At 37.9% G+C, this 26,775-nt stretch carries 31 protein-coding genes; 17 read left to right on the top strand and 14 right to left on the bottom strand.

Going from position 1 to position 26,775, the window contains the following annotated elements:
* Positions 1-204: 204 nt before the first annotated feature.
* From grpE to CQZ96_RS13730, 6 genes are all read left to right on the top strand, one after another.
* Complete coding sequence (grpE, locus tag CQZ96_RS13755; protein WP_004719014.1) at positions 205-744, top strand: nucleotide exchange factor GrpE; 540 nt, start codon at positions 205-207, stop codon at positions 742-744.
* 166 nt (positions 745-910) lie between these two features.
* The gene (gene dnaK, locus CQZ96_RS13750) at positions 911-2,854 is read left to right on the top strand and encodes a molecular chaperone DnaK (RefSeq protein WP_004719012.1); all 1,944 of its coding nucleotides are present in this window, start codon (positions 911-913) and stop codon (positions 2,852-2,854) included.
* Between the two features lie 89 nt (positions 2,855-2,943).
* A complete protein-coding gene (locus CQZ96_RS13745; RefSeq protein ID WP_105714719.1) occupies positions 2,944-3,306 on the top strand; it encodes a MerR family transcriptional regulator in 363 nt (120 codons plus the stop codon).
* Between the two features lie 49 nt (positions 3,307-3,355).
* The gene (locus CQZ96_RS13740) at positions 3,356-3,652 is read left to right on the top strand and encodes a putative quinol monooxygenase (RefSeq protein WP_105714718.1); all 297 of its coding nucleotides are present in this window, start codon (positions 3,356-3,358) and stop codon (positions 3,650-3,652) included.
* A 108-nt stretch (positions 3,653-3,760) separates the two neighbouring features.
* The gene (locus CQZ96_RS13735) at positions 3,761-4,177 is read left to right on the top strand and encodes a hypothetical protein (protein WP_004719005.1); all 417 of its coding nucleotides are present in this window, start codon (positions 3,761-3,763) and stop codon (positions 4,175-4,177) included.
* A gap of 2 nt (positions 4,178-4,179) precedes the next feature.
* Positions 4,180-4,695 carry a hypothetical protein gene (locus tag CQZ96_RS13730; RefSeq protein WP_105714717.1) on the top strand — a complete coding sequence of 172 codons (516 nt, stop codon included), beginning with the start codon at positions 4,180-4,182 and terminating at the stop codon, positions 4,693-4,695.
* 9 nt (positions 4,696-4,704) lie between these two features.
* On the opposite strand, the gene CQZ96_RS13725 is transcribed toward CQZ96_RS13730, so the two are convergent.
* Positions 4,705-5,304 carry a hypothetical protein gene (locus tag CQZ96_RS13725; RefSeq protein WP_004719002.1) on the bottom strand — a complete coding sequence of 200 codons (600 nt, stop codon included), beginning with the start codon at positions 5,302-5,304 and terminating at the stop codon, positions 4,705-4,707.
* 152 nt (positions 5,305-5,456) lie between these two features.
* On the opposite strand from CQZ96_RS13725, the gene CQZ96_RS13720 reads away from it, so the two are divergent.
* Complete coding sequence (locus CQZ96_RS13720) at positions 5,457-6,377, top strand: matrixin family metalloprotease (RefSeq protein ID WP_105714716.1); 921 nt, start codon at positions 5,457-5,459, stop codon at positions 6,375-6,377.
* Between the two features lie 111 nt (positions 6,378-6,488).
* On the top strand, positions 6,489-6,872 hold the full coding sequence (locus CQZ96_RS13715; RefSeq protein ID WP_154130490.1) for a hypothetical protein: 384 nt from the start codon (positions 6,489-6,491) through the stop codon (positions 6,870-6,872).
* 51 nt (positions 6,873-6,923) lie between these two features.
* Here the strand turns inward: CQZ96_RS13715 and CQZ96_RS13710 are convergent, their stop codons facing one another.
* The 5 genes from CQZ96_RS13710 to CQZ96_RS13690 all read right to left on the bottom strand — a co-directional run bounded on the left by CQZ96_RS13710 (position 6,924) and on the right by CQZ96_RS13690 (position 11,626).
* Positions 6,924-8,213 carry a lytic murein transglycosylase gene (locus CQZ96_RS13710; RefSeq protein ID WP_105714715.1) on the bottom strand — a complete coding sequence of 430 codons (1,290 nt, stop codon included), beginning with the start codon at positions 8,211-8,213 and terminating at the stop codon, positions 6,924-6,926.
* A 694-nt stretch (positions 8,214-8,907) separates the two neighbouring features.
* On the bottom strand, positions 8,908-10,029 hold the full coding sequence (locus tag CQZ96_RS13705; RefSeq protein WP_105714714.1) for a 5-(carboxyamino)imidazole ribonucleotide synthase: 1,122 nt from the start codon (positions 10,027-10,029) through the stop codon (positions 8,908-8,910).
* A 16-nt stretch (positions 10,030-10,045) separates the two neighbouring features.
* Positions 10,046-10,558 carry a 5-(carboxyamino)imidazole ribonucleotide mutase gene (gene purE / locus CQZ96_RS13700; RefSeq protein WP_004718991.1) on the bottom strand — a complete coding sequence of 171 codons (513 nt, stop codon included), beginning with the start codon at positions 10,556-10,558 and terminating at the stop codon, positions 10,046-10,048.
* 282 nt (positions 10,559-10,840) lie between these two features.
* Complete coding sequence (locus tag CQZ96_RS13695; protein WP_034613299.1) at positions 10,841-11,185, bottom strand: DMT family protein; 345 nt, start codon at positions 11,183-11,185, stop codon at positions 10,841-10,843.
* A gap of 54 nt (positions 11,186-11,239) precedes the next feature.
* On the bottom strand, positions 11,240-11,626 hold the full coding sequence (locus CQZ96_RS13690; protein WP_105714713.1) for a hypothetical protein: 387 nt from the start codon (positions 11,624-11,626) through the stop codon (positions 11,240-11,242).
* 224 nt (positions 11,627-11,850) lie between these two features.
* On the opposite strand from CQZ96_RS13690, the gene mpl reads away from it, so the two are divergent.
* The gene (mpl, locus tag CQZ96_RS13685; RefSeq protein WP_105714712.1) at positions 11,851-13,218 is read left to right on the top strand and encodes a UDP-N-acetylmuramate:L-alanyl-gamma-D-glutamyl-meso-diaminopimelate ligase; all 1,368 of its coding nucleotides are present in this window, start codon (positions 11,851-11,853) and stop codon (positions 13,216-13,218) included.
* 43 nt (positions 13,219-13,261) lie between these two features.
* On the opposite strand, the gene CQZ96_RS13680 is transcribed toward mpl, so the two are convergent.
* Genes CQZ96_RS13680 through CQZ96_RS13670 form a run of 3 tightly spaced genes read right to left on the bottom strand, consistent with a single transcriptional unit; the run spans position 13,262 to position 14,321 of the window.
* The gene (locus CQZ96_RS13680; RefSeq protein ID WP_105714711.1) at positions 13,262-13,639 is read right to left on the bottom strand and encodes a hypothetical protein; all 378 of its coding nucleotides are present in this window, start codon (positions 13,637-13,639) and stop codon (positions 13,262-13,264) included.
* A gap of 56 nt (positions 13,640-13,695) precedes the next feature.
* Entirely contained in the window at positions 13,696-13,980 is a 285-nt protein-coding gene (locus CQZ96_RS13675; RefSeq protein WP_004718976.1) for a GNAT family N-acetyltransferase, read from the bottom strand.
* A 53-nt stretch (positions 13,981-14,033) separates the two neighbouring features.
* Positions 14,034-14,321, bottom strand: a complete 288-nt coding sequence (locus CQZ96_RS13670) for a GNAT family N-acetyltransferase (protein ID WP_004718974.1) — start codon at positions 14,319-14,321, stop codon at positions 14,034-14,036.
* A gap of 172 nt (positions 14,322-14,493) precedes the next feature.
* Between CQZ96_RS13670 and CQZ96_RS13665 the strand changes: the two genes are divergently transcribed.
* The 3 genes from CQZ96_RS13665 to CQZ96_RS13655 all read left to right on the top strand — a co-directional run bounded on the left by CQZ96_RS13665 (position 14,494) and on the right by CQZ96_RS13655 (position 17,734).
* Positions 14,494-15,702, top strand: a complete 1,209-nt coding sequence (locus CQZ96_RS13665) for a sugar transporter (RefSeq protein WP_004718972.1) — start codon at positions 14,494-14,496, stop codon at positions 15,700-15,702.
* A gap of 235 nt (positions 15,703-15,937) precedes the next feature.
* Positions 15,938-16,477 carry a cysteine hydrolase family protein gene (locus tag CQZ96_RS13660; RefSeq protein ID WP_105714710.1) on the top strand — a complete coding sequence of 180 codons (540 nt, stop codon included), beginning with the start codon at positions 15,938-15,940 and terminating at the stop codon, positions 16,475-16,477.
* Between the two features lie 291 nt (positions 16,478-16,768).
* On the top strand, positions 16,769-17,734 hold the full coding sequence (locus CQZ96_RS13655) for a TerC family protein (RefSeq protein ID WP_004718969.1): 966 nt from the start codon (positions 16,769-16,771) through the stop codon (positions 17,732-17,734).
* Between the two features lie 182 nt (positions 17,735-17,916).
* Here the strand turns inward: CQZ96_RS13655 and CQZ96_RS13650 are convergent, their stop codons facing one another.
* Positions 17,917-18,483 carry a nucleotidyltransferase family protein gene (locus CQZ96_RS13650; protein WP_105714709.1) on the bottom strand — a complete coding sequence of 189 codons (567 nt, stop codon included), beginning with the start codon at positions 18,481-18,483 and terminating at the stop codon, positions 17,917-17,919.
* Between the two features lie 243 nt (positions 18,484-18,726).
* On the opposite strand from CQZ96_RS13650, the gene guaD reads away from it, so the two are divergent.
* The 3 genes from guaD (at position 18,727) to CQZ96_RS13635 (ending at position 21,268) form a co-directional block, all read left to right on the top strand.
* Positions 18,727-20,058: a guanine deaminase gene (guaD, locus tag CQZ96_RS13645; protein WP_105714708.1), complete on the top strand. Its 1,332-nt coding sequence runs from the start codon at positions 18,727-18,729 to the stop codon at positions 20,056-20,058.
* Positions 20,059-20,290: 232 nt separating this feature from the next.
* The gene (hpt, locus tag CQZ96_RS13640; protein WP_004718958.1) at positions 20,291-20,818 is read left to right on the top strand and encodes a hypoxanthine phosphoribosyltransferase; all 528 of its coding nucleotides are present in this window, start codon (positions 20,291-20,293) and stop codon (positions 20,816-20,818) included.
* Positions 20,819-21,016: 198 nt separating this feature from the next.
* Positions 21,017-21,268 (top strand): GlsB/YeaQ/YmgE family stress response membrane protein, encoded by a 252-nt coding sequence (locus tag CQZ96_RS13635; RefSeq protein ID WP_004718955.1) that lies wholly within the window; start codon positions 21,017-21,019, stop codon positions 21,266-21,268.
* A gap of 69 nt (positions 21,269-21,337) precedes the next feature.
* Here CQZ96_RS13635 and CQZ96_RS13630 read toward each other — a convergent pair whose 3' ends face one another.
* Entirely contained in the window at positions 21,338-22,039 is a 702-nt protein-coding gene (locus CQZ96_RS13630) for a DsbC family protein (protein WP_105714707.1), read from the bottom strand.
* Between the two features lie 155 nt (positions 22,040-22,194).
* Positions 22,195-23,157, bottom strand: coding sequence for a CDF family Co(II)/Ni(II) efflux transporter DmeF (gene dmeF, locus CQZ96_RS13625; RefSeq protein WP_105714706.1), 963 nt, complete (start codon positions 23,155-23,157; stop codon positions 22,195-22,197).
* Positions 23,158-23,244: 87 nt separating this feature from the next.
* Between dmeF and CQZ96_RS13620 the strand changes: the two genes are divergently transcribed.
* Positions 23,245-23,511 (top strand): metal/formaldehyde-sensitive transcriptional repressor, encoded by a 267-nt coding sequence (locus tag CQZ96_RS13620; protein WP_105714705.1) that lies wholly within the window; start codon positions 23,245-23,247, stop codon positions 23,509-23,511.
* Between the two features lie 161 nt (positions 23,512-23,672).
* Positions 23,673-24,854: an MFS transporter gene (locus tag CQZ96_RS13615; protein WP_004718946.1), complete on the top strand. Its 1,182-nt coding sequence runs from the start codon at positions 23,673-23,675 to the stop codon at positions 24,852-24,854.
* Between the two features lie 32 nt (positions 24,855-24,886).
* Here the strand turns inward: CQZ96_RS13615 and CQZ96_RS13610 are convergent, their stop codons facing one another.
* Complete coding sequence (locus CQZ96_RS13610) at positions 24,887-25,252, bottom strand: NirD/YgiW/YdeI family stress tolerance protein (RefSeq protein WP_105714704.1); 366 nt, start codon at positions 25,250-25,252, stop codon at positions 24,887-24,889.
* A gap of 139 nt (positions 25,253-25,391) precedes the next feature.
* Positions 25,392-26,756 carry a tRNA uridine-5-carboxymethylaminomethyl(34) synthesis GTPase MnmE gene (gene mnmE, locus CQZ96_RS13605; protein WP_034613331.1) on the bottom strand — a complete coding sequence of 455 codons (1,365 nt, stop codon included), beginning with the start codon at positions 26,754-26,756 and terminating at the stop codon, positions 25,392-25,394.
* Between the last annotated feature and the right edge of the window lie 19 nt (positions 26,757-26,775).

Genomic DNA, 26,775 nt, shown 5'->3' with positions numbered 1-26,775 from the left:
TTTTAAGATTTCTCTCTTAGATCCGCTTTTTTCACTGAATTTCATTAAATAATGTCTAAAACTGCTTGAATTTTAGCGGCTCGCCCACATTTCTTATTCATTAATGAATTAAACGATCATGGCAGTTCAAAAATGAACACAGTGCAAAACTGCTGCCGATAAGGACTGTACATGTTTAAGAACCCATTTAAACGGAGTAAATCAATGGCAACTGAGCAGAATCAAGAAGCCCAAGATATTCAAAACGAGCAAGCCGAACAGCAAACTCAGGCTGAAAATGAACAGGTTGAAGTTACCGTTGAAGCTTTACAGGCTCAAATCAGTCATCTTGAAGAGAGCTTAAAACTCGAAAAAGCACGTACTGCAAATGCAGTTTATGAAGCACAAAAAAGTGTAGAACGTATTCAACGTGATGCTGAAAAGCATAAAGACATCGTGTTAGAAAAGTTTGCGAAAGAATTATTAAATTCTGTCGACAACCTTGAACGTGCAATTCTTGCGGGTGGTGATGAAGAAACACCTGTACTCGAAGGCGTAAAACTGACATTGAAATCACTTCTCACCACTTTAGAAAAATTCGGTGTTGTTGAAGCAGACACAACCAATGGTTTTAATGCTGACTTACATCAAGCTGTCGGGATCGATCCAAATGCACAAGCCAACCAAATTGGCACAGTTTTGCAAAAAGGCTACACCTTAAATGGTCGACTACTTCGCCCTGCAATGGTGATGGTTGGTCAATAAGCGTAATAAATAAGAGCTTTTTAAAAATATTTTCATGAATTTTCACAAATCATGACTTGAAAATTTTTGAATGGCTCTCATATCGGATAACAAGAAAATCCCTTTTAACTCCCCTTTGCAAAAAGAGGAAATCAGGGATTCAAAAGAATTTAGAGGAATTTGATTTATGGCTAAAATTATTGGTATTGACTTAGGTACAACGAATTCATGTGTTGCTGTACTTGAAGGCGATAAAGTTAAAGTGATTGAAAATGCTGAAGGTACCCGTACAACACCTTCTATCGTTGCATATAAAGATGGCGAAATTCTTGTGGGTCAATCTGCTAAACGTCAAGCAGTGACTAACCCTAAGAATACATTATTCGCAATCAAGCGTTTAATTGGTCGTAAGTATCAAGACCAAGCAGTACAAAAAGATATCGGTATTGCACCATTCAAAATCATCAAAGCTGATAATGGTGATGCTTGGGTTGAAGTAAACGACAAAAAACTTGCGCCGCAACAGATCTCTGCAGAAATTTTGAAAAAAATGAAAAAAACTGCGGAAGATTATTTAGGTGAAACAGTAACAGAAGCTGTTATTACAGTTCCTGCTTACTTCAATGATGCACAACGTCAAGCAACAAAAGATGCTGGTCGTATTGCTGGTCTAGAAGTTAAACGTATCATTAACGAACCAACTGCTGCTGCACTTGCGTTCGGTATGGACAAAAAAGAAGGCGACCGTAAAGTTGCTGTATATGACTTAGGTGGTGGTACATTTGACGTATCAATCATTGAAATCGCTGACTTAGATGGCGACCAACAAATCGAAGTATTGTCAACCAATGGTGATACATTCCTTGGTGGTGAAGACTTTGATAATGCATTGATCGACTATTTGGTTGAAGAGTTCAAGAAAGAGCAAAACTTCAACTTGAAACAAGATCCACTTGCATTACAACGTTTAAAAGAAGCAGCTGAAAAAGCTAAAATTGAGCTTTCTTCATCTAATTCGACTGAAATTAACTTGCCATACATCACTGCGGATGCAACTGGTCCTAAACACTTAGTGATGAATGTAACACGTGCCAAACTAGAAGGTTTAGTTGCTGATTTAGTTGCGCGTACAATTGAGCCTTGCCGTATCGCACTTAAAGATGCAGGTCTTTCGACTTCTGACATCTCTGACGTGATCTTGGTTGGTGGTCAATCACGTATGCCAATGGTTCAACAGAAAGTACAAGAGTTCTTCGGTAAAGAACCTCGTAAAGATGTGAACCCGGATGAAGCTGTTGCGATTGGTGCGGCAATTCAAGGTGCGGTATTGTCTGGTGACAAAACTGACGTACTTTTACTTGACGTAACACCATTAACACTTGGTATCGAAACCATGGGTGGCGTATTAACTGCTATTATTGAGAAAAACACCACGATTCCTGCGAAGAAATCTCAAGTGTTCTCTACAGCAGCAGATAACCAACCAGCGGTAGATATTTCAGTTTACCAAGGTGAACGTAAAATGGCTCAACAAAACAAATTGTTGGGTAACTTCCAATTAGGCGACATTCCACCTGCGCCACGTGGTGTGCCACAAATTGAAGTATCGTTCGACATCAATGCTGATGGTATCTTAAAAGTATCAGCAAAAGACAAGAGCACTGGTAAAGAACAATCGATCCAGATCAAAGCAAACTCTGGTTTGTCTGATGCTGAAATCGAAGCAATGATCAAAGATGCTGAAGCAAATGCTGAAGAAGATCGTAAGTTTGAAGAGCTTGCAAAAGCACGTAACGAAGCTGATGCTTTAGTTGCTTCTGCAAATAAAGCTGTGAAAGATCTTGGCGAACAAGTCACTGCTGATGAAAAAACTGCAATTGAAGCAGCAGTTTCTGAGTTAGAAGTGACTGCAAAAGAAAATGATGTTGATGCAATTAAAGCTAAAACTGAAGCTTTACAAAACATCATTATGCCGATCACTCAACGTGCTTATGAAGCAGCTCAAGGTCAAGGCGGCGCTGAAGGCTTCGATCCTAACCAATTCGGTGGTGATGCAGGCCAACAACAGCAAAAAGCTGATGATGGCGTTGTAGATGCAGAATTCACTGAAGTTAAAGATGACAAAAAATAATTTGTCACTTTAATCTTAAAAAACCGCTCAAGAGATTGGGCGGTTTTTTTATATGATCTATTTTTATCCGTAAAGCTATGGAGTCACTTTTGTTTATCTCTGATATCTCTAAAAAAACTGGGCTCTCTATCCATACCCTGCGTTATTATGAACAAATAGGCTTGCTGAAAAATATCCATCGTAATCAATCTGGGCGACGTGTATATACCAAACTTGATCTGGAATGGCTTGAATGGGTAAAACGCTTAAAATCAACAGGCATGCCTTTAGAAAAAATGCAAGATTTTGCCCAATTTCGACTACAAGGAGAGCAAACCTTAAAACAAAGACAAGATCTTCTTATTGCCCATTCCGTTCAATTAAAACAAGAAATTCAAAGACTCAAGCAAGAACAAAGCATTGTCGACTATAAAATTGAAGTATATGCACAAAAAATGCTTGAGCTAGAGTGAACTCGAGCAGTTAATATTTTTGACTCACGATTTGAGTTAGGAGTAGACAATGTTAAGTTCAGGTTTTTACATCACCGCAGAATTAAAAATTAAAGATAAAGACAGAATCTTAGAAACCCGTGAAGCCCTACAAGCATTATGTAAGCTCACTCTTCAACAAGAACCGGGATGTAGCTTATTTCAACTGCATCAATGCCAACAACAGCCAACCCGTTTACTACTTTGGGAACGCTTCGACTCGGAACAGGCTTACCATGCGCATTTTAAACAGCCCTATACACAAAACTATCTTTCCAAAGATTTAACTGAAGTGGTGCAACATTTCGTCAGTGATATTGTGCTATAAAAAAGCTCGAAAAATCACTCAAGTCATTGAGTGGTTTTTCTTATTGATCAATTGCCAATCTTCACTAAATCTTTTATCTTAATTATCACAATAATAATGAGTCAAATGATGAAAAACTCTCCTGCTGTATCCAATACTGTGTATTACAGCTTGATCATAGCGCAATTTATATTGCCTATCATTGCAGCAGTCATCGATATATACAGTACTGAACCCGAGTTAGAACTTCTGGATAAAACACTTTACCAAGACCCACAAGCTTGGGAATTGGGAGTGATGTCGATTGCAGGTTTAATCATCCTCATCATCACTTTTGGTTTATGTTTAAAAAAAGAATGGGCAAGAAAAGCTTATCTCTATACATTTTTCCCAATATTTCTGATTTATTTTATGCCCTTTATGCACTGGATTTACATGACCAGTTATGCAGCTATTTTTAACGATCTGGCCTTTGTTTGTTCTGGAATTCTATTGATGATTTTAGTGACTCCATCACTATATCGACCTATTTTTGAACACGATTAATCATGTATAAAACGCTTGCCATCAGCATTGGCTTATATCTCTTTTTAGAAATTCTATGTCATGGTTTTGCATTTTTTGCAGGGAAAATCGTGAGTAAAGCGGATAAACAAAAGCTCAATCATCCTCTGCACCTTGAATTTACACGGCAAACTTTTTATCGCACCATGTTACTGGTCAGTATTGTACTGATGAGCCATTTCTATACTGAAATTGCCTATTTTGAACAGAATGTTTGGATTCGTTTGACATTGAGTATCAGCATTATTTTACTCATTCTGTTTATACTCTGGTGGCTAAATGCTTTTATTCTGCGCCAAGTGGTTTTAAAGCAACAACAACAATCCGTCACTCCAGTATTTAAACAGAAAATCAGCTATATCATGTTGCATCCTTTACAATTCAAAGCTTTATATATCAGCCCTGACTATTTAAAAAGATCTGTTTGGATGAATCGATTACTCAGTGTTTTTGCTTTTATTCTCTTATTTATTGATATCCAAGTCCTGTTTAACGTTTAAATCAACTGATTATGTGAATGAACCTTCCATCGCGATGCCCAAACTCAGCGTTATGATGGTAAATAATCCTTTCATCAACAAAAATAATCCTGCAAATATGCAAATGATCATGATGATTCTTTGCTTTTTGCTCAGGCTTTCACGTATCTGTAAATTGTATAGACTGTCAGGTTGTTTTTGAATGGATAAATGATCGGTGATCGCCTGAGAAATTTTATCTTCGATAGGATTTAATGACGAACCATCGAGTACCTCTAAACAATAGTGTCCAACATCCAACTCACAATAAAACATTAGCATTGAAGCACGAGAAAAACCATTTTTACTTGCTCTTGCAATACTTGGTGATAGCTTCACAATCTGCTGAAGATCTGTGTTGGTGATTTGTGGATGAATCAATAGCATAGGTGCAAGTTTAAATAATGGACCCTCTTGCCAAATTGCATAGCCACCCTTTTTGCTGATTTTAAAATTTTTAATTTTTTGATTTAAGGCTAAGTCCAGCACTAAACGTGATCGAAATATAAGAAATAGACTGTAGAAAGCCCTTATCAAAAAAGCGATACCAAGGATTAGAGAAATCCAGCCTAAAATCAGCGTTCCATTCATATTACTGCTTTCCACCTAAAGCTGACTGCTAAAAACATCATCAATTGAAATCAATATTTGTATTGATCACGCAAGCTTTACTAGCTTAAGCATTTGCGATTCTTATATTTTCAGATAAATTATCCACTACAACAATTATTTTTAAATCAATCATGCGTTTTTGGATTCTACTCTGTGTAATTGCCTTTACTGCTTATTTTGCGATACAACGCATGATGTATCCGCAATTGAATCATAATTCTGCCATTGATCGTATCACGCATCCTTTAGATACCCGTTTACGTTATCGTATTGGCGAAATAGATCCGCGTTTTCATGTCAGTAAACAGCAAGTACAAAATTTGGCACAACAAGCTACCGATATTTGGCATTTAGGAACCATGAAAAGTCTCTTTGTTTATGATGATCATGCCAAACTGACGATTAACTTAATTTATGATGAACGCCAAGCGGAATCTAGCGCCAGAAACCAAGAGTTGCGTATTTTGCAAAATACTCAACAATATACACAAAGTGAAAAACAAAAAATTCAGCAACTTCACGCTGAATTAGATCGTACCAATGATGAATTGGATCTGCAAAAAACCAATTATCAAAGTAATGTTGACCAGTATAATCAGTTGATCAACACCCTTAATCAATCCCATCAAAATTTAGATGCCTCAGCGAGATTGCAGTTAGATCAGCAGAAAAATCAACTGATCATCGAGCAGAACCAACTCAAACAACAGTTAGATATTTATAATCAAAAAGTCTATGAATTAAACCGTCAAGTTGGACAGCTCAACGCTGTTAATCAACAATACAATCAATCTGTGGATCACTTTAATAGCCGTTTCCAACCACGCCAATTTGATAAAGGCGTATTCGATGGTAAAACCATTAATATCTATGAATTTGCTTCAGACGAAGATTTACGTGTCACGATTGCACATGAACTTGGGCATGCTTTGGGCTTAGCACACAATAATGATCCTAAAGCACTCATGTACCCAATGATGAAAGAACAAGATTTGAAAAATTTTAGATTAACCACAGCGGATTTAGCCATGCTAAACTCAAGACAACGATAAGCAAAATTTAGCGATGATTATCAATTTTAAATCCATAATTTATTTATGTATTTAAATCTGTTTTATGCAAAATCATGTTATTGTGAATCCCTGAAGCAATAAATTGAGGAGATGACTGTGAGCTATTATCATATTATTTTAGAAGTAAATGATCATATCAGCACGATTGAGCAAACTCGTGATATTGAAATTTTTGATATTACTGAACTTCAACCTTATCTCCATTCAATTCTGCTGCCTTATTTCAACGAACAAATTATTGAACTAGAAGACGACAATGTCGAGTTTAAAGACGTTCTACACCTTGAAATTAAACAGACCTTATTGCCAATTCAACATTTAATTGAAGAAGAACAAAAACAGTTACCTAGCGATACCGATGTGACCATTACAGCCTATGAAATCTTTAATGATCGTGATCATACGCAGGATGTTACCGCTGTCATTTTAGATGTCTTAGAAGCAGTCAAAATTGACCCTTTCGCAATTGAATAATCCACATAAAAAAGGTCTGCTTATGCAGACCTTTTAAATGAGATCAAACGTTTATTGCATCATATTCTTTGCCGCTTCATTTCTAAAAGCTTTTAAAATCTGTTGCCCTGCTCGACCTGTTGGGCTCAACCCTAACTTCACTTGCTCTTGCTGAATAGCCTGACGCGTTTTATCGCCAATCAAACCATCTGCATCGCCAATCGCATAGCCTTTTTTCAATAAGTAATTTTGAATTTCTCGGCGTTCTGTACGAGATGTTCCTGCATCGTCAGTTGGCCATGCGGTTTGAAAACCGCCCTTGCCTTGTAAACGATCAGACAAATGTGCAATTGCCAGTGCATAACTTTCCGCAGCATTGTACGAATAAATTGCATCAAAGTTTTTAAACACCAAGAATGCTGGACCATTTGCACCCGCAGGCATCATTAAACCAGCCTGAGAGCCCTCCGATAAATTGCCTTGAATGATTGGAGTACCGTCAACACGAGTAAAACCACGATCTACCCAAGTGCTCAACGATTTTTTATTACGACGACTTTCTCCACCTACAGAGGCACCAGCTGGAATTTTTACTTCAAAGCCCCACGGCATTCCCGTTTGCCAGCCACGTTTTTTCAAAAAATTTGCTGTTGATGCCAAAGCATCCGAAGTACTTGAAACCAAGTCACGTCGACCATCACCATCAAAATCTACGGCCAACTCTTCATACGTTGAAGGCATAAATTGAGTATGACCAAATGCCCCTGCCCATGAACCTTTTAACTGTTCTTCGCGTAAATCACCTCGCTGTAAAATACGCATTGTGGCAAAGAATTCACCTCGAAAATAACTTTGTCGACGCCCTTCACAACTTAAAGTTCCCAACGCTTGCAATAAAGGATATTTTCCTGAAATGTCACCAAAATTACTTTCCACACCCCAAACAGCAACAACCGTTTCTGCTGGAACACCGTACGCCGCTGAGACACGGTTTAAAACTTCACGATGCTGAGCCAGCATTTGACGGCCTTTCTCTACCCGCTCTTCATCGACCAAACCTGAAAGATAATCCCAAATCGGTGTTGAAAACTCAGGTTGATAATCCAGTTTACTGATGACCGAATAATCAGGCGTTAGATTTTGCGTATAACGATCAAATGTTGTGCCACTAACACCTGAACTGATCGCTTGCGAACGTAAATTTGCAATACAGCTTTGAAAATTAGAATTGGGTGTATAGCTTGTATTCGGTGTTGTTGTGATTGGTGAGCTAGACACAGCCTGACCGTTAATGATTAATTCAGCATTGGCATGCGATGCTGCCAACAAAACAGATCCACAAATCAAAGTTAAATGACGCATAATATCCACAAAATAGTTTTAAATTTAAATTATGTGAATACCATAGCAGTCTGTGAATAAAATGACAGATGTAAAAACGTAAATTTTGAATTCATTGTTTGATTTTAAATTCATAATTCCCAGTTCACTGTTTTGAATTTAAATATAGTTATCCACACCCCAGTAAACTTATCATTTTTTAAATTCAAAACTTTCACACAAATTTGAATTCAAAAACATCATTATTTTAGCAACCTTAGATTTAAATTTAAAATTCCACTCAATCCCATCAAAACTCGCTTAAGTGTTTATTTTTATCCACAATTTGGATTTTGGATTGGTGAGTCAAAACTTATCCACAGTCGTTATTTTCACTTCGAGCAATCAAAAGTTTAAATTTAAAGTTTTAAATTCAAAAAACACCCTCAAGTTAATTTAAATTCAAAGTGGATAACTTTTTGGGTTTTGCTGTTAATACTTTTGAATTCAAATGTTCTAAACCCTTTAAATTTGAACTTTGAATTTAAAAATAGATGCTTGTTTTTCTGTTTATTGAAGCTGTTTTTTCATCATTCTTATTTTTATAGCCCCAGAAAATGATCCATTTTTGGGTCATTGCTTAGCGATAAAATAGGGGGAGCATCATGATACAGAACAGCAGAGTAGAAAAAAGCGGGCAATAGTTTGACCGCTTTTTTTACATACAAAATCGAGCTTAAATGTTCATATCTTCGCTTAATGACAATGGATTCGGTAAAATCTTCGCCAATTGACGACATAAAGTCGTTAATTCAGCAGCATCATTTGGCATCAGGGTGATATGACCAATTTTACGACCTTCACGTTCTGTTTTATTGTAAAGGTGTAAATGTGCACCTTTTAACGCTAAAACATCTTCGGATTTAGGGTGTTGCCCAATGATATTTACCATCACTGTTGGTCGAACCACTTCGGTTGAACCGAGTGGTAAACCTGCCACTGCGCGAATGTGATTTTCAAATTGCGAACATACTGCGCCTTCAATTGACCAATGCCCAGAGTTATGCACACGTGGTGCCATCTCATTGGCATATAAGCCTTTTTCAGTCACAAACAATTCAAGTGTTAACACACCAACATAGTTCAAATGGTTTAACAAACGTGTGATGTATTCCTGCGCAACGGGCTGTAAATCAGCACTGTTTGGAGCAGGAACAATTGAATGCGAGAGAATACCATTGTGATGATGATTTTCAGCCAAAGGCCAAGTTTTTACATCACCATCAATACCACGCACTGCAATAATTGACACTTCACGAGAAAAAATCACAAAACTTTCAGCGATTAATGATCCTGCTGGCCCCAACTCAGCCCATGCCTGATCAATTTGATCGACTGAACGCAGTACAAATTGACCTTTACCATCATAACCACCTGTCGCAGTTTTAAGTACGATTGGTAAGCCTAATTCACTCACTGCAAGCTTAAGCATCTCCAATGAATCGACTGCTTTATACGGCGCAACAGGAATTTCCAGCTCATCAAATAAAGCTTTTTCAGAAAGGCGATGTTGGGCGATTGCTAAAGCTTGGCGTGGCGGATACAGATCTTTTTGCTTGGTTAATACATCAACATCAATCAATGGCGTATTTTCAAATTCCAGACTAAAAACATCTGCACTGGCAATAAAATCTTGTAACCCATTTTCAGCTTTGGTGCTAAAAACTTGTCCCAATATTGCAGATGGACAATCAGCATCAGCTTCAAAAAATGTGCATTGGATATTTAATGGGAGCGCAGCTTGCGCCATCATACGGCCGAGTTGACCACCACCAAAGATACCGATGGTTTTATTCATAACCTGTGTCCCGTTTTTAAGCTTGACCCGGAATATTTTTACTTGCCACTTTATCGGTTTGAGCGGCACGGAAATCTGCAACATTTTTTGCAATTTCAGGGCGAGTTAAACCTAAAATTTGAGCAGCCATGATTGCTGCATTGGTTGCACCCGCAGGGCCAATTGCCAATGTGCCGACTGCAATACCTGCAGGCATTTGTACAATAGACAATAAAGAATCAACGCCATTTAAAATTGAAGATTTCACAGGAACACCCAGCACAGGCAAATCTGTTTTTGCTGCGCACATTCCTGGTAAATGTGCTGCACCACCAGCACCAGCAATAATCACCTGAATACCACGTTCACGTGCTGTTTCAGCATATTCAAATAAGCGGTCTGGCGTACGATGCGCAGAAACTACTTCGGCTTCAAAAGGAACACCAAGCTGTTTCAGCATATTGGCAGTGTTTTCGAGAGTTGCCCAGTCTGATTGAGAACCCATAATAATTCCAACGAGAGGAGCGTCTTGTACAGCGGCCGCATTCATTGCATATATTCCATAAACGAATGTAAGGAAGTTTAAATACTGGTGATCAGTGTTTAAATGAATATCAAGAAGCTCGCTATTATAGACTGATTTTTCATCTCACGAAAATTTAACAGACGTAGGAAGTCAATTTTTTTTAAAGGAGCAGCCTAAAAGCCGTTTAACTTGAGAATAATTATGATCTCGAACTCATAAACAGCAGGAAAATTGCTAAAGATAGGGACATGAGATGAATATGCTGTCTGAGTAAAATCCTTGTTAATTCACACCATGGCAACTCATTTACTGGCTTCTAAACACAAAAAACACGCAGCCCATTAAACATAAACCCGCCCATAAATAATCTAATTTAAATGGTTGTTTAAACAAGAAAATCATAAATGGAACAAACACCAACAGTGTCACCACTTCTTGGGTGATTTTCATTTGCCCCAACGACCAACCATGTTGCGCCAATAGACGTGTTGCGGGAATCATAAAGCTATATTCAAGTAAGGCAATGATCCAACCAAACAAGATCGCTTGCCACAGTGGTGCATCATGTAAGAATTTTAAATGCCCATACCAAGCCAAGGTCATAAAACAGTTGGAGATAATTAGTAATAAAAGGGGGAGAGATAAAGCCATATTGATACCAATTAAATTATCAAGATATATTTTTGAACATTCAATGTCTGAACATTAAAGCGCTAAGGCAATTTTTTTACGTTTTTTGAAATAATAAATGAGCGAGCCTATTTCCAAAGTACCAAACAACAATACAGTATCGAATACTTGTTTCAATAGCGATTGATCATCATAAAATGAACTCAATATACCAATTAAAGCAACCCAAATGAGATGAAAAATTAATCCATTTTTTAATTTGTGATCTTTTGAGTCTTTTGTATTGAGGTATCCCATCCAAATGAACGCAAAATATTGGAAGAAGATTAAAATTACAGCTGCGACCATTAAAGGTATGGATATTATTTTTGCAATGCCTGCTATCAAAGCAGAAACAATAATCAAAAAAATAAAATAAGCGATATTTTTAATCAGCAGAAAGATAAAATCATGTATATCCATTTTTAATAGATAATTCAGAGTGTTCAATCGATATTAGCATTGATAGAAGAATAAAAATACCAAGTGAGAGTTCATTATTTTCAATAAAAACCCACCTTTAAAATCGTAACAAGAAAAACTATCTTTTCGCCTTAACCCTTGCTATCGTTGCTTTCAAATCAAATGAAACGGCTACACCACAACAACAAAGTGATGTGTCTATAAAAGCACTGGAGTTAACACAAATGCATCTGCATATTTTGGGTATTTGCGGCACCTTTATGGGTTCATTGGCGCTATTGGCGCGTGATTTAGGACATAAGGTCACCGGTTCAGATGCGAACGTTTATCCACCGATGTCGACCCAACTTGAAAATGCTGGCATTACCTTAATGCAAGGCTATGACCGTAGCCATTTACAGCCACATCCAGATCTTGTCATTGTAGGCAATGCAATGAAGCGTGGTATAGATGCGGTGGAATATATGCTCAATGAAGGTTTAGCATATATTTCAGGTCCACAATTCCTTGCTGACCATGTTTTACAAGGCAAACATGTGCTTGGTGTTGCCGGTACCCATGGTAAAACTACCACAACAACAATGCTGGCTTGGGTACTGGATCAAGCAGGTTTAAATCCTGGCTTTTTAATTGGTGGTGTACCTTTAGGCTTTAGTGAAAGCGCACGTTTAGGTGGTGGAAAATATTTCTGTGTAGAAGCAGATGAATATGACTCTGCTTTTTTTGATAAACGCTCTAAGTTCGTACATTACCATCCAAAAACTGCGATTTTAAATAATCTTGAATTTGACCATGCCGATATTTTTGATGATCTAGCAGCGATTCAAAAACAGTTCCATCATTTGGTTCGTACTATTCCAAGTGAAGGTCGTATCATTGCCCCTATTAGCGAAACCAATATTGATGAAGTGTTGCAAATGGGTTGTTGGACACCTGTCGTAAGGACTTCACTTGACGCCAATAACAATGCTGAAGTTTATGCTGAACAGCTTTCTACGGATGGTTCACATTTTAAAGTGCTTCAACACGGCGTAGTAAAAGGTGAAGTGAAATGGAATATGACAGGACAACACAGTGTTGCCAATGCTTTAGCAACCATTGCAGCAGCTGAACATGTCGGTGTTTCAATTGAAACAGCATGTGAAGCCTTATCGAATTTTGGTGGGGTGAAACGTCGAATGGAATTACTTGATACTGTAAATGGTATTGAGATATATGATGACTTTGCCCACCACCCAACTGCGATTGATACAACGCTTGAAGGTGCACGTAAACGTTTAGGTGAGCGTAAGCTTTGGGCGATTATTGAACCTCGTTCAAACACCATGCGTATGGGCAGTCATAAAGATGGCTTGGCACATTCTGCACGTCTTGCAGATGAAGTGATTTGGTATCAACCTGAAGGTCTGGACTGGGATTTACAGCCGGTCATTGACGCTGCAAGCAATAAAGCCGTTGTGGCTCGTACACTGGATGACATTATCAGTACCGTTGTTGCACAAGCAGGTGAGGGCGATGCTGTGGTGATTATGTCCAATGGTGGTTTTGGTGGATTACATCAAAAATTGATTGCAGCATTAAAAGCAAAATAAGCCAAAATAAAGTGTAAAAAACCCACAAATTTTTGTGGGTTTTTTATTGATTTACTGTAGGTGTCTTTTCAATAAATTTAAAATCCTTAAGCTTGACCCAGCCTTCGACTAGATCATCTTCTATATTTTGATTTGGATCATTAAATATCACATAAACCCAGTCTTGTTTTTTTCTGTCTTTATAGATTGAATAAGCCGTGACATTATCATTTTGAAGCACAAAAGTATCATTCATCTTACAGATGTTTTTGGGTGCTGAATAAAAATAAATATGATGTTTAGATTTGCCTAACAACTCCCAACGTGGCTGTATTTCTTGCTCTTTTTTATAGCTTTGTAAATTTAATTCAAAACAACTCATTGCTAAACTGAACGATGAACTGCTCAATAACAATACAGTGATTATCATTTTTTTAAACATGTTTAATCTTCTAACCGAATCTGAATGACCCAATGAGCATTGGGTACACAATAAAGCTAAGCTTTCACATCAACAAAACTTTTATCCCGTCTAAACATGACTTCGACATAGGAACAAGTTGGTACAATTTTAAGCTGCTTTTCACGCGCAAATTCAACCAAAGTATCTAACAACTGACGCGCAATTCCTTGACCACGTAAGGAGTCATCTACCCAAGTATGGTTCGCAATGATCTGATGCTCACCATGCCATAAATAACTGATCTCAGCAATTCGCTTACCTTGCTCATTATCGAAGTAAAATTCACCTTTTTGTTGATTATCTACATGTTGGAATTGCATATATTCTTTCTCATGGATGTTCTATAACACAATTCCACTGTAGCAAAGCAAACTTAAGATTTCAAAACATCATGAATCGATTGATCTTTATCAAACACTGATTTTGAAAAAGGGCAGAGTGGAATAATTTTCACATTCTTTGAACGAGCCATCTCTACAACTTGATCTAATAATTTTCGACCTACACTTTGACCACGCAATTCATCTTCTACAACTGTATGGTCAATAATCAACATATTTTCACCCGCCCATGTGTATGCCATTTCAGCCAAATGGTGACCTTCTTCACCAATATAAAATTCACCTTTTTTACCATCATCTTTATGTCTGATTTCTAACATTTTATTTACTCTTATATACGTTTAAATTTATAGGCCTATTCAAAATGCCATAACTATATTTGAATTATTGTTAAATTTTGTCTGACAGTTCTATTTTTTATACAACAAACTTAGCTTAACTTTATCCACAATTCAGCCTAAAATTTAGCGCTAACCTCTTTTAATATTGACCATGTCTGCCTTATCTCCCCAAACTCCAGCACCACAATCTGCCCCCAGTGAATCCCAGCAATGGATCAGTGTGATTAGCCTTGCTTTTGCAGCATTTATTTTCAATACCACAGAATTCGTTCCTGTTGCTTTACTGAGTGACATTGGAAAAAGCTTTGCGATGCCTGCAACTGATGTTGGTATCATGATTACTCTATATGCATGGGTTGTTGCACCCATTTCATTGCCGATCATGTTATTGACCAAAAATATTGAACGGCGCTTTTTACTGATCATTCTATTTATGGTTTTTGTGGCCAGTCATGCATTATCTTATTTTGCATGGAGTTTCGATGTACTCTTGATCAGTCGAATTGGTATCGCATTTTCTCATGCTTTATTTTGGTCAATCACTGCATCACTGGCAGTGCGAGTCGCACCCAAAGGTAAAGAATTTCAAGCTTTGGGGCTATTGGCCACAGGTACAGCATTGGCGATGGTTTTAGGTATTCCATTTGGACGAATGATTGGTGAATCTTATGGTTGGCGTAATACTTTCGCTTTAATTGCAATTGGTGCGGCTATAGTTTGCGTCATCTTAGCCAAAACATTGCCACGCTTACCGAGCGTCAATTCAGGCTCTCTGAGTAGTTTAAAGGTATTTTTAAAACGCCCAAGCCTGATGATTGTTTTTGCTCTAACCATTATTGTGATTACCGCGCAATTTACCGCATACAGTTATATCGAACCTTTTGCTTTGAATGTTGCGCATTTTAGCTCGACACAGACCACAACCTTATTATTGATCTATGGCGCAGCGGGTTTCTTTGGCTCTTATTTATTCGGTAAATTTGCCAAAAAATATCCAAAACTTCCGATACCGTTAAGTAGTGCGATATTGGCTGTTTCGATGTTATTGTTGACTTCACTGAGTACTGATTTTACCAGTTTTAGTCTACTGAGTTTATTTTGGGGCATGGCGATTATTTGCTTTAGCTTAGCTCAACAAGCCAAAACCTTAGCTTTAGCTTCTGATGCTACTGATGTCGCAATGGCGATTTATTCAGGGCTCTATAATGTGGGTATTGGTGGTGGCGCTTTGCTTGGTGGCCTAGTGACCACCAGTTATGGGCTCAATCATATCGGCATCGTTGGCGGTATAATCGCTGTTCTTGGGACCCTGTTAGCTTTAGTGCTTGTACAACGTAAAGATTTTATTCAAAAAATATAAATATCTTTTTACAAGTTTTAAAGTGACATGCTGAGTTAAAAACTTTAACTTAATTAAAGTACTTTGATAAAACAATGATCATCAATGCAACCAATCATTTTATTTAAATTATTAACCACCACACTGCATCGGCAGTGTGGACGTATACATTTAAAATAAAATGTATAAACCAACCCTGCCAATGAGCGGGGTTATTTTTTGCTCCGTGATTTGGTCAATATTTACGGAGAAACTCATGTCTGAGTATCACAATAAACAAGCCTTACTCGTTATTGATCTACAAAATGGCCTATTTCATGCACAGCATCCTCCATTTCAAGCTGATCAATTGTTGAAAAACGTCAATCAGCTCATTGAATATGCGCGTGTTAAACACATTCCGATTTTTGCGATACGTCATGTTGGTTTAGCTGGCACAGGACTCGCACCAAATAGTCCAATGACTCAACTCATTGCTGAATTAAATATTGATCCCAATACAGATTACATCTTAGAAAAAACACGGCCAAATTGCTTTTTCCAAACAGATTTAGCACAACAATTAGAATCTTTAAATGTTGAAGAAGTGATCATCTGTGGTTTAAAAACTGAATTTTGTATCGATAGCACAAGCCGTGCAGCGAAAGACTTAAATTATAAAGTGACATTAATTTCAGATGCGCACAGCACAATAGATTCAAAGGTTCTCAATGCTGACCGTATTATTCAGCATCATAATTCAACGCTCAATCAAGCTTTTGTTGTGCTAAAAACCAGCGCTGAATTTTGTACATAAAATAAACTACATAAAAATACATTCAAAATTTGCACATTTTTAATAAATATGCGATTCTCACTAGATATTAAGAAATGAAAGATTTCTTACACAGTATATTGAACAAGGGGAGTAGCCTCCTTTATCAGAATATCGTCATTACGCTTTGAAAAAAGCCGGTATCTGAGCATTTGAGATTGATGTACATAACTCAAATGTAGGCAAGACCTTGATCATGTTGACACAGATGTTTAATCATCTGGCAACAGGTCAAGGTTTTTTTATGCCTGATTGCCAGATTCGGAGAGTTTTATGGAAACTATTGGCAATCCATGGCTGTATCTAGCGTTCTTCGCTATTGTTATTGTCATGCTACTGATCGACTTTTTAGGCTTTAAACAAAAAGAAGGGCAAGAAGTCAAAATTAAAACTGCTGCCTACTGGAGCATTGCATGGGTCAGTGTTGCAGCGTTATTTGGTGGTGGTTTATGGCTATATCTACAACAAACCGCGGGTGTTTCAATTGCCAATAGCAAAGTCATGGAATACTTTGCAGGTTATCTACTTGAAAAATCATTAGCGATCGACAATGTCTTTGTCTGGTTGATGATCTTTGCTGCATTTGCGATTCCACAAGGCTTACAACGTAAAATTCTGCTCTATGGTGTATTAGGTGCAATTATTTTACGTACCATCTTTATTTTTATTGGCGCATGGTTCGTTCAAGAATTCTCTTGGGTGCTTTATCTCTTTGGTGCTTTCTTGGTTTATACAGGCTATAAATTCCTTAAAGGACAGGATGAAGAAGAAACCAATATCGAAGATATGGCTATTCTAAAGTGGCTACGTAAACATATGCGAATCACCCCAAAATTAGAAGGTGCTCAATTCTTTGTTCGTCAAAATGGTGTGTTGTGGGCAACCCCGTTATTCCTAGTCTTAATTTTAGTCGAAGCTTCAGATGTAATTTTCGCGGTCGATTCTATTCCAGCGATTTTTGCGGTGACCAGTGATCCATTTATTGTATTAACTGCGAATTTAATGGCGATCTTAGGTCTACGTGCAATGTTTTTCTTATTGTCGGGTGCCGCGTCTAAAATGCATTACTTGCCTTATGGCCTAGGCATCATCTTAGTCTTCATTGGCTTTAAAATGTTAATGCTGGATGTCTTCCATATGCCGATTTGGATTTCGTTAGGTTTCATTGTGATTGTCTTGGCAATTACCGCTTGGCTCTCTATTCGCCATAGCAAAAAGCACCATGAAACAACCTTATAAACACTAGATCAAGCCTTCCAATTGGAAGGCTTTTTTATGCTCAATAATACTCAACGATTTAAATTATATGGACAGTATTGAAATGAAATCTTTATCCATCAGCCTAGTCATCTGTTGTAATAGCCATCTGTTGTCTTGGAGTATGATCTTCACTATGGTTTGATTTATTTAAATCTGATCCCCTAATCATCCACAACAACCAGCTTTTTCCATCTGGTCAAAAACTTTTTAGCCTGAATCCGTGCTAAAAAAACTGGATAACTGACCAAACGTTTATTCCATCTCAATTTTAATTCAAACAAATCATTTAGCCCAAACGGCGCAATAATTTCGATATCATCATTTTCAAGTAAACGTACTGCAATTGCGGTTGCCGTTTCAACCCATACGGATAAAGCATCGAATAAGGATTGGTATTGAGGGATAGAGCTTCCATCATCTGTTTTATACCACAAATGCACATAGGCTTGATTGACCACATCCCATTCATTATTGGGAAATTTTTGCTTTAACAATTTAGTCAAATGTTGTTCTTTAAGGCCTTGTTGATCATTTAAATCATAGAAAATGACATCGATTTCAATCTGATCAAATCCATAACCCTGATGATGTAAAATAGACCATACCAAGTTACGAATTACACCTGCACTCAAGTATGCATGTGCATGAATATCTCGCAAATACTGTAACCGAAGCATCAATTCAGGGCATGAATAGATGATCTGTTTTAACTGTTTAGTATTGTCCATTGTTGTCTTATTTCACCATTTTCCAAGACTGTAGCGATTGTTGCTATCAAGATAAACTCACAATATAGAATATGCCTTTAGCCACTAATTTTAGTTATATTTCGATAAAAATTTCCCTGCGCTAAAACAATAAAAAATAACGTTATTCAATTTTTTAGAATGCTTTCACGCAAAACTGCATACAGCACCTGATACAAATTTCAGGTACAATCAATCGAAAAAAGGATAAATTGCAGGTTCTACATGTCTTGTGTTGTACAGAAAACAGCGGTTCGTGGGCGTTTTCTTGATATTAAAAATACCGTTTCTCAAGCAACTCAAATATTAGATCAAGTTCGTTATATCGAAGATGGTTTACTGATCACAGAGCAAGGCAAAATCACATGGTTTGGCCCTTGGGAAGATGCACAGTCTCACCTGACAGATGATATTCAAATTGATCACTACCCAGAACAACTGATTGTGCCTGGTTTTATTGACACCCATATTCATTTTCCACAAACAGAAATGGTGGGTGCATATGGTGAACAACTTTTAGAATGGTTAAATACCTATACTTTTCCAACAGAAATTCAGTTTGCAGATAAAAACTATGCCGACAAAATCGCACAGTTTTTTGTCCAAGAATTACTTAAAAATGGCACCACAACAGCACTGGTTTTTTGTACGGTACATCCCCAATCAGTCGATGCCTTATTTGAAGTGGCAGAACAGCATCAGATGCGTTTAATTGCAGGTAAAGTCATGATGGATCGTCATGCACCTGAAGCACTGACAGACACTGCTGAAAGCGCATATCTTGACTCTAAAGCACTGATTGAAAAATGGCATGGTAAAGGTCGTAACCTATATGCCATTACTCCGCGTTTTGCTCCAACCTCTACACCTGAGCAATTGGCAAAAGCAGGGCAGTTAAAAGCAGAGTATCCAACGGTATATGTGCATACCCATCTCAGTGAAAATAAAAATGAAATTGCATGGGTCAAAGACTTATTCCCAGAGCAGAAAGGTTATCTGGATGTCTATCACCACTATGGTTTAACAGGAGAGCGTTCTGTTTTTGCACATTGTGTTCATTTAGAAGAGCATGAATGGGATTGCATGCATGCAACTGATTCAGCGATTGCATTTTGCCCGACTTCAAACTTATTTTTGGGAAGTGGTTTATTCCCATTAAAAAAATCCTGGGAAAAGCAGGTCAAAGTCGGCTTAGGAACAGATATTGGTGCAGGAACAGCATTTTGCCAATTACAAACCCTCAATGAAGCCTACAAAGTGCAACAACTCCAAGGTGATAAACTTTCGGCAATGGAATCGCTTTACCATGCAACGCTTGGTGGGGCGAAAGCGCTGCATTTAGATGAGCAATTGGGCAATTTCAACATCGGTAAAGAAGCCGATTTTGTTGTGCTAGATTTAAAAGCAACGCCGCTACAACAACTGCGTCAGGAACGTGCTAAAAACATAGACGATGCATTATTTGCCTTATTTACCATGGGGGATGATCGCAATATTCAAGCCACCTATATTTATGGACAAAAAGCCTATGAGCAAAACCAAACAAAAACCACGTAAATCAAAGAAAAAACTGATTTTGATTGGTACAGTTTTTGTGATCTGTGCGTTCGTTTTAAAACGTGATGCACATTGATCATTTCGGCTTAAATTAGGGCATTTACATTTTCAAATGTCAAAAAAGATGCATCTTGATCTGATATGTTTTAAAATTATGCCATCTTTTAGGGTGTTGCTAGTCAACACCTTTTTTAATTTTAGAATTTGATGTTTAGGTTTTTAGGTATTTCCCATGACTATTGAAATGAAAGTGATGATTTCTGCTGAAGAAATTCATGCAAAAGTTCAGGAACTTGGTAAAAAAATTGATGCGCATTATGCCAATAGCGATAAAGAGCTTGTCTTAATTGGTTTATTGCGTGGTTCAGTGATTTTTATGGCTGATTTATGTCGTGCAATCAGTAAGACTCATGAACTCGATTTTATGACCGTTTCAAGCTATGGTGGCAGTACAACATCTTCTCGTGATGTCAGAATCCTCAAAGATTTAGACGGCGAAATTCGCGGTAAGGATATCTTAGTCGTGGAAGATATTATTGACTCTGGCAATACCTTAAGCAAAGTATTGGAAATTTTAAGTACACGTCATCCCAACTCGATCGAGCTGTGTACTTTAGTCAGCAAACCGTCGCGCCGTGAAATCGACTTAGATGTGAAATTTCTTGGCTTTGAAGTTGAAGATAAATTCATTGTGGGCTATGGCTTAGACTATGATCAAAAATATCGTCACATTCCATTTATTGGAGAAATTGGTCTTTAATTGAGACCTCATCACATCATTTTAACTAAAATGAGTTAAGCGACTTCGGTCGCTTTTTTTATTTTTTTAGCTGTTGTAGTGAACAAAAATGCAACAACTTGTAGCAAATAAGCGCTTTTACTTCACTAGAGAATATTTGATTATTAAACTAATTCGATGCAGTAACTCACGACAAAATAAAGAAAAAGGAGAAAGATTATGATGTCACTGATTAGTGCAATTGTGATTGGTTTTATTGCAGGTTTGATTGCACGTGCAATTCACCCAGGTGATGATAAAGCTGGCTTCATTGTAACAACAGCACTCGGTATTGTAGGTTCATTGGTTGCAACCTATGGAGGTCAATTACTCGGCCTATATCCAAAAGGTGCATCAGCTGGATTTATTGCCTCAGTCATTGGTGCAATAGTGGTACTCTTTATCTATAACATGATTGCCAAACGTACTTAAATTTTCTCATCAATATAAAAAGCACCCTCGATGGGTGCTTTTTTACGCTGTCAGCATTCTAAGCGCTGTTTATAATCCAAAATTTTTCCATATTTTCTCAATTTCTTCGGCAGGGTAGGCACCCATCACCTTATAACCATTTGAGAAAATAATTGCTGGTGTTCCATGCAAACCTAATTTTTTACCCAATTCCAAATTACGCTCGATTGGCGTTGCACAATTTGCTGGTGCAGTTGGTTTGATCCCATTTTGAATCAAATTTTTCCATGCATATTCTTTATTTGCAGAACACCATACTTGCTTAGATGGCAAAATCGATTGTGCTTTGATGGAATAGATAAATGTATAAATTGTCACATCATTGAGCTTGGCTAAATTCCCTTCAAGCGTCTTGCAATATGGGCAATTTGGGTCAGAAAAGATTGCAAGCTGACGCTTTCCATTCCCCCTGACTGTTTTTACCGCATCATTCAAAGGTAATGCTTTAAAATCTATCGTATTTCCTTTAACTGCTAAATCTTTGGTTAAATTATGCTGATCTTTCAAACGAATCATTGAACCAATAAATAAATGCTGGGCATCCTCATTGACATAAACAATTTGATTATCCAAGGTCCCACTATATAAACCCTGCATTTCTGTTGTTTGCAGATTATTAATTTTTACATTGGGATACTGCTGTGCTAATTTTGCTTTCACAGTCTCGACACTGGCAAAACCAGCTGTACAAAAAGCCAGACTTAAGCTCAATGCGATAAATTGCTTTAACATAAATCGATAAAATCAAAATAAATATTGAGATGCATTAAAGCATAATTCATCAGCTGACTTGTTTAAAAACTGTGATTGATCCTTATCTCTGTTTGCAATGGTTCTCTACCAATCGCAGTACCTTAACTGTTAAAAAAGCTGTACTTTATTCTTACTCAGGTTTCACGTGAAACCCAACTAAACATCGCGGTTTTGTTGATTTCAACAGAAATATGCACCAATTGTTGATGAATAGATAAAGCCTGGCGTACCTGATCTGCATTTAAATTTTTATCATTGGATTCAAGCGCCAAAATCACTGAAAATTTGCCTTTAGCCACTTTCCATACATGAATATCGGTTATTTGGGCTTCAACATTTAGACGCTCAATCACTTCACGTACTTCTTCAACTATAGGATGATCCATTTCCGCATCTAACAATGTTTGCGCCGTTTCTTTGATTAAACCATATGACCAACGCCGGACTAAAATTGCCCCAACAATCCCCAATACAGCATCTAAAAAATCCCAACCCAAATACTTTGCAGCAAAAAGAGCAATAATCGCCAAGACAGAGGTCATTGCATCTGCAACCACATGTAAAAACGCAGCTTTTTGATTTAAATCATGTCCATGATGGTCATTATGTCTATGTGAATGATGGTGATGGTGATGGTGATGGTCAGCATGATCGTGTAATAACCATGCACAAACCAAATTGACCAGTAAACCTAAAATAGCAATCAAAATTGCTTCATTATAATGAATCTGTACAGGATGGAATAAACGCACTAGCGACTGGAAGGCCATAAATAAGGCCACCACCATCAATAGAATTGCACTGCTATAGCCAGCAAGAATTTCAATTTTCCATGTGCCAAAACTAAAACGAGAATCCTGCGCATAATAACGAGCAGCTCGATAAGCAGCATAAGCCAAACCTAATGCCAGCATATGCGAACTCATATGCCAACCATCTGCGAGTAAGGCCATGGAATTAAAAATCCAGCCTCCCGCAATCTCAAAAATCATCATCAATCCAGTCAAAATGGTCGCCCATAAGATTTTCTTTTGTGCTAAAGGATTACCTTGATCAAATTGATGGCTATGCTTTCGCTGAATGGTTTTGAATTGCATGAGGCATGATCCTGTATACTCTCCCTGAGTATATAATTTCAATTTAAAATATACTATAAGGGAGTATATTAAATAGCGGATTAATTTATGAGTCATTTACATCAAGATAAAAAAGTCCTCAATCGTGTGAAACGACTAAAAGGACAAATTCATGCGATTGAAGAAGCTTTAGCTGATCAAAGCAGCTCATGTATCAGCGTTTTACAGCAAGTTGCGGCAATTAAAGGTGCCGTGAATGGCTTAATGAATGAATTGATTGAGCAGCATTTAACTGAGCATGTGATTAAAGACGCTCAAGCCGTGGATGAAGCTGAATTACAAGAATTTTTAAAGCTGCTAAAACGCTACTCATAACTCAATTCACAGTCATCTATGCTTGAATGTTCAAGTTTCCATTGACCCTTTACTGATTAAGTTTTAATCTTTCCATACTCAATTCCTTCCATGCCGAACTTTGTATTGAACAGGTTTGGCATTTTTATCTGCAAAACATTTGCATTTGAAGTCCTATATTTATGAATCAACAATCATGGCGTTCATTTTTAATGATCAGCCTAGCCTTATGTATTGGTACGATTGGTACGGCGCTCGCTAGCCCCTTATATCCAATTTATCAACAACTTTGGCAATTACTCCCAAGCCAGATCACCTATATTTTCGTGGCCTATATGTTTGGTTGTTTAACCACATTATTATTTTTAGGACGTAGCAGTAATAGTTTTGGTTTTATTCGTACCTTACAAATCGGGCTATTGTTTGCTGTGATTGGCCTAACACTGTCGGTGTTTGCATCAACCACCTATTTGCTTGGATTTGGCCGCTTTATCATTGGCATTGCCTCTGGGTTGATCAGCACCTCTGCAATGTTAGGTTTGATTTATACCATTCCTGACTCACATAAGCAGAATGCCGCACAGTTAAGTTCAATTATTACCGTGATTGGCTTTGGACTGGGCCCGTTTATTGGTGGCGCAATCGCACAATTTTCTGATCGCCCACTTGTCACACCTTATTTACCCGTAATTGTTGCAGCAATCATCAGTTTGATGAGTTTATTTACGATTAAAACCATGAGGTTTGAAAGGCAGCCATTTTCTATTGCACCCCACTTACAACTGCCAGAAGCTCAATTTAAAAAACTGTTTTATATCGCCAGTTTTACCGCATTCTGTGCTTTTGGCTCATTTAGTTTATTTGCTTCATTAGCACCTTCCTTTATTCGAGATGTGATTCCTTGGCATGGACCATTGGTCAGTGGTGCAACCATTGCCAGTATCTTAATGGTTTCTGCGATCGTCCAATTTATCGCAAAGTCTTTTGATATGCATAAAGCATTGAATACCGGCTTAGTCTTATTGATTTCCAGCTATATTATTTTATCGATCTGTATGACCATGCATTGGAGTTTCTTATTCTTTTTGAGTGTGGTTTTGGTTGGAATGGGGCATGGTTTAACGTTACTGAGTGCTTTTGCATTGATTCACCACATGACCAATGTTGAAAATCGGGCAGCTGTGGTTTCCACTTATTTGTTTATTGCCTATTTTGGCACCATTGTGCCGATCATTAGCGCAGGCTTTTTATCTGATCATTTCGGTTTAATGGTTGGTGTTTTAGGCTTTTGTGCAGGAATTGGTATCTTATGTATTTATTTATTGATCAGTCATTTAAAAATTAAAGTTGGATCAAACATCTAGGCGCTGTGCGCCTAGATGTTGGTTAAAAGCAATTATTGAATAATCTCAATTTTAACCACTTCTATATCTGTGGGTTTATAACGATGGGTATCGACTTCCCCCACAACTTTAACTTTGGTACCCGGTTTTAACTTTTTTAAATCGATAAGATCGTCATCCACTTCGATCCCAATGGTGCCCGTGCTGTCTTTTAGCTCATAATGTTCATGTTTTATTTGACGAACAATTGTCCCCGTCAAGGTGACAGCTGTTTCATCATTGGCACGTATTGCTTGTCCAATGGTGATCTTGTTTTTGGCAGCTTCTTGAATAATCACATGATCATCTTTACCCGCCGCCCAAACATTTGATGTCATCACTAAAACAGCAACCGCAAGCAATAAAGGAGTTTTTTTCATGAAAAGAAGCCTTTGTTGAATATGTAATTGATCTTACAGTAAACAATTCTAAGATTGATGTAAATTCAGCTTACAAAAGCACAACTTTTCATCAAAAAAAGCGGACTAATGTCCGCTTTTAAGCTTTTAGAGTAAAGGATTACTTTCCAATACAGAACGAGCCAAAAATTACCCCTAATAGATCATCTGCACTAAAATCGCCTGTGATCTCAGCTAAGGCATTCTGTGCTAAACGTAACGATTCAGCGACCAGTTCACCCGCATGATAGACCTCAAGTTGCTCATGTGCTTCTGCAAGATAGTGCTGAGTACGCTTCATTGCGTCTAAATGGCGTGTCCGTGCAATAAAGGTATCTTCTTCAGGATGGAAGCCAGCATGCGCTGTAATCGCATCTATAAGCGCTTGTACGCCCATTTCCTGTTTGGCCGACACGCTAATATGGCGAAAACCTTGAAAATCACTTAATTCAGGTGATTGCGCAGTTAAATCACACTTGTTACCAATCAACATCAAGCGTTTAGTTTCTAAATGATCTTCAAAATAGCGCTGAGCCAATGCTAAAGGATTTTCGCCTTGGCTCAGGTCATAAACCAAAAGTAATAAATCCGCTTGCTCAATTTCTTTAATTGCTCGGCGAATGCCTTCTTTTTCGACCACATCACCTGTTTCACGTAAGCCCGCAGTATCGGTCAGTGTGATAGGCAAGCCATTTAAAGTAATTTTCTCATGCAGTACATCACGCGTCGTTCCTGCAATATCCGTAACAATGGCACGGTCATTTCCCGCCAAGGCATTCAATAACGAAGATTTACCCGCATTTGGCTTACCTGCGATCACCACTTGCAGACCTTCACGTAATAATTGCCCTTGACGCGCAGAGTGTTGTACAGCAGAGACTGAAGCCTGCACATCTTCAAGCAGATGAAGAATTTTTCCATCTGCCAAAAAGTCGATTTCCTCTTCAGGAAAATCAATCGCCGCTTCAACATGCAAACGTAAATGAATCAGTTTTTCCAATACAGTATTCACTTTATTGGAAAATGCACCTTGCAAAGAACGTACTGCAGAACGCGCAGCGGCTTGTGAAGTCGCATCAATTAAATCTGCAATCGCTTCAGCTTGAACCAAGTCCATTTTGCCATTTTCAAAGGCTCGCATGGAAAACTCGCCTGCTTTGGCGGCAATAGCACCCAGCTCGAACAATCGTGCAAGAAGTGCATTTTGAATTACAGGACCACCATGTCCCTGCAATTCCACCACATCTTCACCCGTAAACGAGTTTGGATTTGGAAAGCAAATTGCTAGCCCCTCATCCATCACTTCACCTTTTTCATCAAAAAACTGACGAAAACCAGCAAAGCGCGCTTGGGGAAGCGCTTTTTGAGTTAAAGCTTGTGCAATCGCATAAGCCTTAGGACCAGATAGACGAATCACACCTACACCACCACGTCCAGGTGGAGTCGCAATTGCTGCAATTGTGGTTTGGCTTACAGGGTTGCTCATCTAAATTACTCAAACTTTG

Origin of the sequence: Acinetobacter sp. MYb10, from assembly GCF_002980175.2 — a bacterium.
Taxonomy (GTDB): Bacteria; Pseudomonadota; Gammaproteobacteria; order Pseudomonadales; family Moraxellaceae; genus Acinetobacter; species Acinetobacter guillouiae.
This window is presented reverse-complemented; position numbering and strand designations above follow the sequence as displayed.

Bases quoted from the DNA above. Each gene is read 5' to 3' on its own strand.
- CQZ96_RS13670 (WP_004718974.1), bottom strand. From the start codon at position 14,321: ATGTTAGAAATCAGACATAAAGATGATGGTAAAAAAGGTGAATTTTAT.
- CQZ96_RS13660 (WP_105714710.1), top strand. From the start codon at position 15,938: ATGTCTGAGTATCACAATAAACAAGCCTTACTCGTTATTGATCTACAA.
- grpE (WP_004719014.1), top strand. From the start codon at position 205: ATGGCAACTGAGCAGAATCAAGAAGCCCAAGATATTCAAAACGAGCAA.
- mpl (WP_105714712.1), top strand. From the start codon at position 11,851: ATGCATCTGCATATTTTGGGTATTTGCGGCACCTTTATGGGTTCATTG.
- dnaK (WP_004719012.1), top strand. From the start codon at position 911: ATGGCTAAAATTATTGGTATTGACTTAGGTACAACGAATTCATGTGTT.
- hpt (WP_004718958.1), top strand. From the start codon at position 20,291: ATGACTATTGAAATGAAAGTGATGATTTCTGCTGAAGAAATTCATGCA.
- purE (WP_004718991.1), bottom strand. From the start codon at position 10,558: ATGAATGCGGCCGCTGTACAAGACGCTCCTCTCGTTGGAATTATTATG.
- CQZ96_RS13740 (WP_105714718.1), top strand. From the start codon at position 3,356: ATGTTAAGTTCAGGTTTTTACATCACCGCAGAATTAAAAATTAAAGAT.
- CQZ96_RS13715 (WP_154130490.1), top strand. From the start codon at position 6,489: ATGACTGTGAGCTATTATCATATTATTTTAGAAGTAAATGATCATATC.
- mnmE (WP_034613331.1), bottom strand. From the start codon at position 26,756: ATGAGCAACCCTGTAAGCCAAACCACAATTGCAGCAATTGCGACTCCA.
- CQZ96_RS13665 (WP_004718972.1), top strand. From the start codon at position 14,494: ATGTCTGCCTTATCTCCCCAAACTCCAGCACCACAATCTGCCCCCAGT.
- CQZ96_RS13710 (WP_105714715.1), bottom strand. From the start codon at position 8,213: ATGCGTCATTTAACTTTGATTTGTGGATCTGTTTTGTTGGCAGCATCG.
- CQZ96_RS13620 (WP_105714705.1), top strand. From the start codon at position 23,245: ATGAGTCATTTACATCAAGATAAAAAAGTCCTCAATCGTGTGAAACGA.
- CQZ96_RS13735 (WP_004719005.1), top strand. From the start codon at position 3,761: ATGAAAAACTCTCCTGCTGTATCCAATACTGTGTATTACAGCTTGATC.
- CQZ96_RS13650 (WP_105714709.1), bottom strand. From the start codon at position 18,483: ATGGACAATACTAAACAGTTAAAACAGATCATCTATTCATGCCCTGAA.
- CQZ96_RS13705 (WP_105714714.1), bottom strand. From the start codon at position 10,029: ATGAATAAAACCATCGGTATCTTTGGTGGTGGTCAACTCGGCCGTATG.
- guaD (WP_105714708.1), top strand. From the start codon at position 18,727: ATGTCTTGTGTTGTACAGAAAACAGCGGTTCGTGGGCGTTTTCTTGAT.
- CQZ96_RS13630 (WP_105714707.1), bottom strand. From the start codon at position 22,039: ATGTTAAAGCAATTTATCGCATTGAGCTTAAGTCTGGCTTTTTGTACA.
- CQZ96_RS13675 (WP_004718976.1), bottom strand. From the start codon at position 13,980: ATGCAATTCCAACATGTAGATAATCAACAAAAAGGTGAATTTTACTTC.
- CQZ96_RS13615 (WP_004718946.1), top strand. From the start codon at position 23,673: ATGAATCAACAATCATGGCGTTCATTTTTAATGATCAGCCTAGCCTTA.
- CQZ96_RS13695 (WP_034613299.1), bottom strand. From the start codon at position 11,185: ATGGCTTTATCTCTCCCCCTTTTATTACTAATTATCTCCAACTGTTTT.
- CQZ96_RS13655 (WP_004718969.1), top strand. From the start codon at position 16,769: ATGGAAACTATTGGCAATCCATGGCTGTATCTAGCGTTCTTCGCTATT.
- CQZ96_RS13730 (WP_105714717.1), top strand. From the start codon at position 4,180: ATGTATAAAACGCTTGCCATCAGCATTGGCTTATATCTCTTTTTAGAA.
- CQZ96_RS13610 (WP_105714704.1), bottom strand. From the start codon at position 25,252: ATGAAAAAAACTCCTTTATTGCTTGCGGTTGCTGTTTTAGTGATGACA.
- dmeF (WP_105714706.1), bottom strand. From the start codon at position 23,157: ATGCAATTCAAAACCATTCAGCGAAAGCATAGCCATCAATTTGATCAA.
- CQZ96_RS13635 (WP_004718955.1), top strand. From the start codon at position 21,017: ATGATGTCACTGATTAGTGCAATTGTGATTGGTTTTATTGCAGGTTTG.
- CQZ96_RS13720 (WP_105714716.1), top strand. From the start codon at position 5,457: ATGCGTTTTTGGATTCTACTCTGTGTAATTGCCTTTACTGCTTATTTT.
- CQZ96_RS13690 (WP_105714713.1), bottom strand. From the start codon at position 11,626: ATGGATATACATGATTTTATCTTTCTGCTGATTAAAAATATCGCTTAT.
- CQZ96_RS13680 (WP_105714711.1), bottom strand. From the start codon at position 13,639: ATGTTTAAAAAAATGATAATCACTGTATTGTTATTGAGCAGTTCATCG.
- CQZ96_RS13725 (WP_004719002.1), bottom strand. From the start codon at position 5,304: ATGAATGGAACGCTGATTTTAGGCTGGATTTCTCTAATCCTTGGTATC.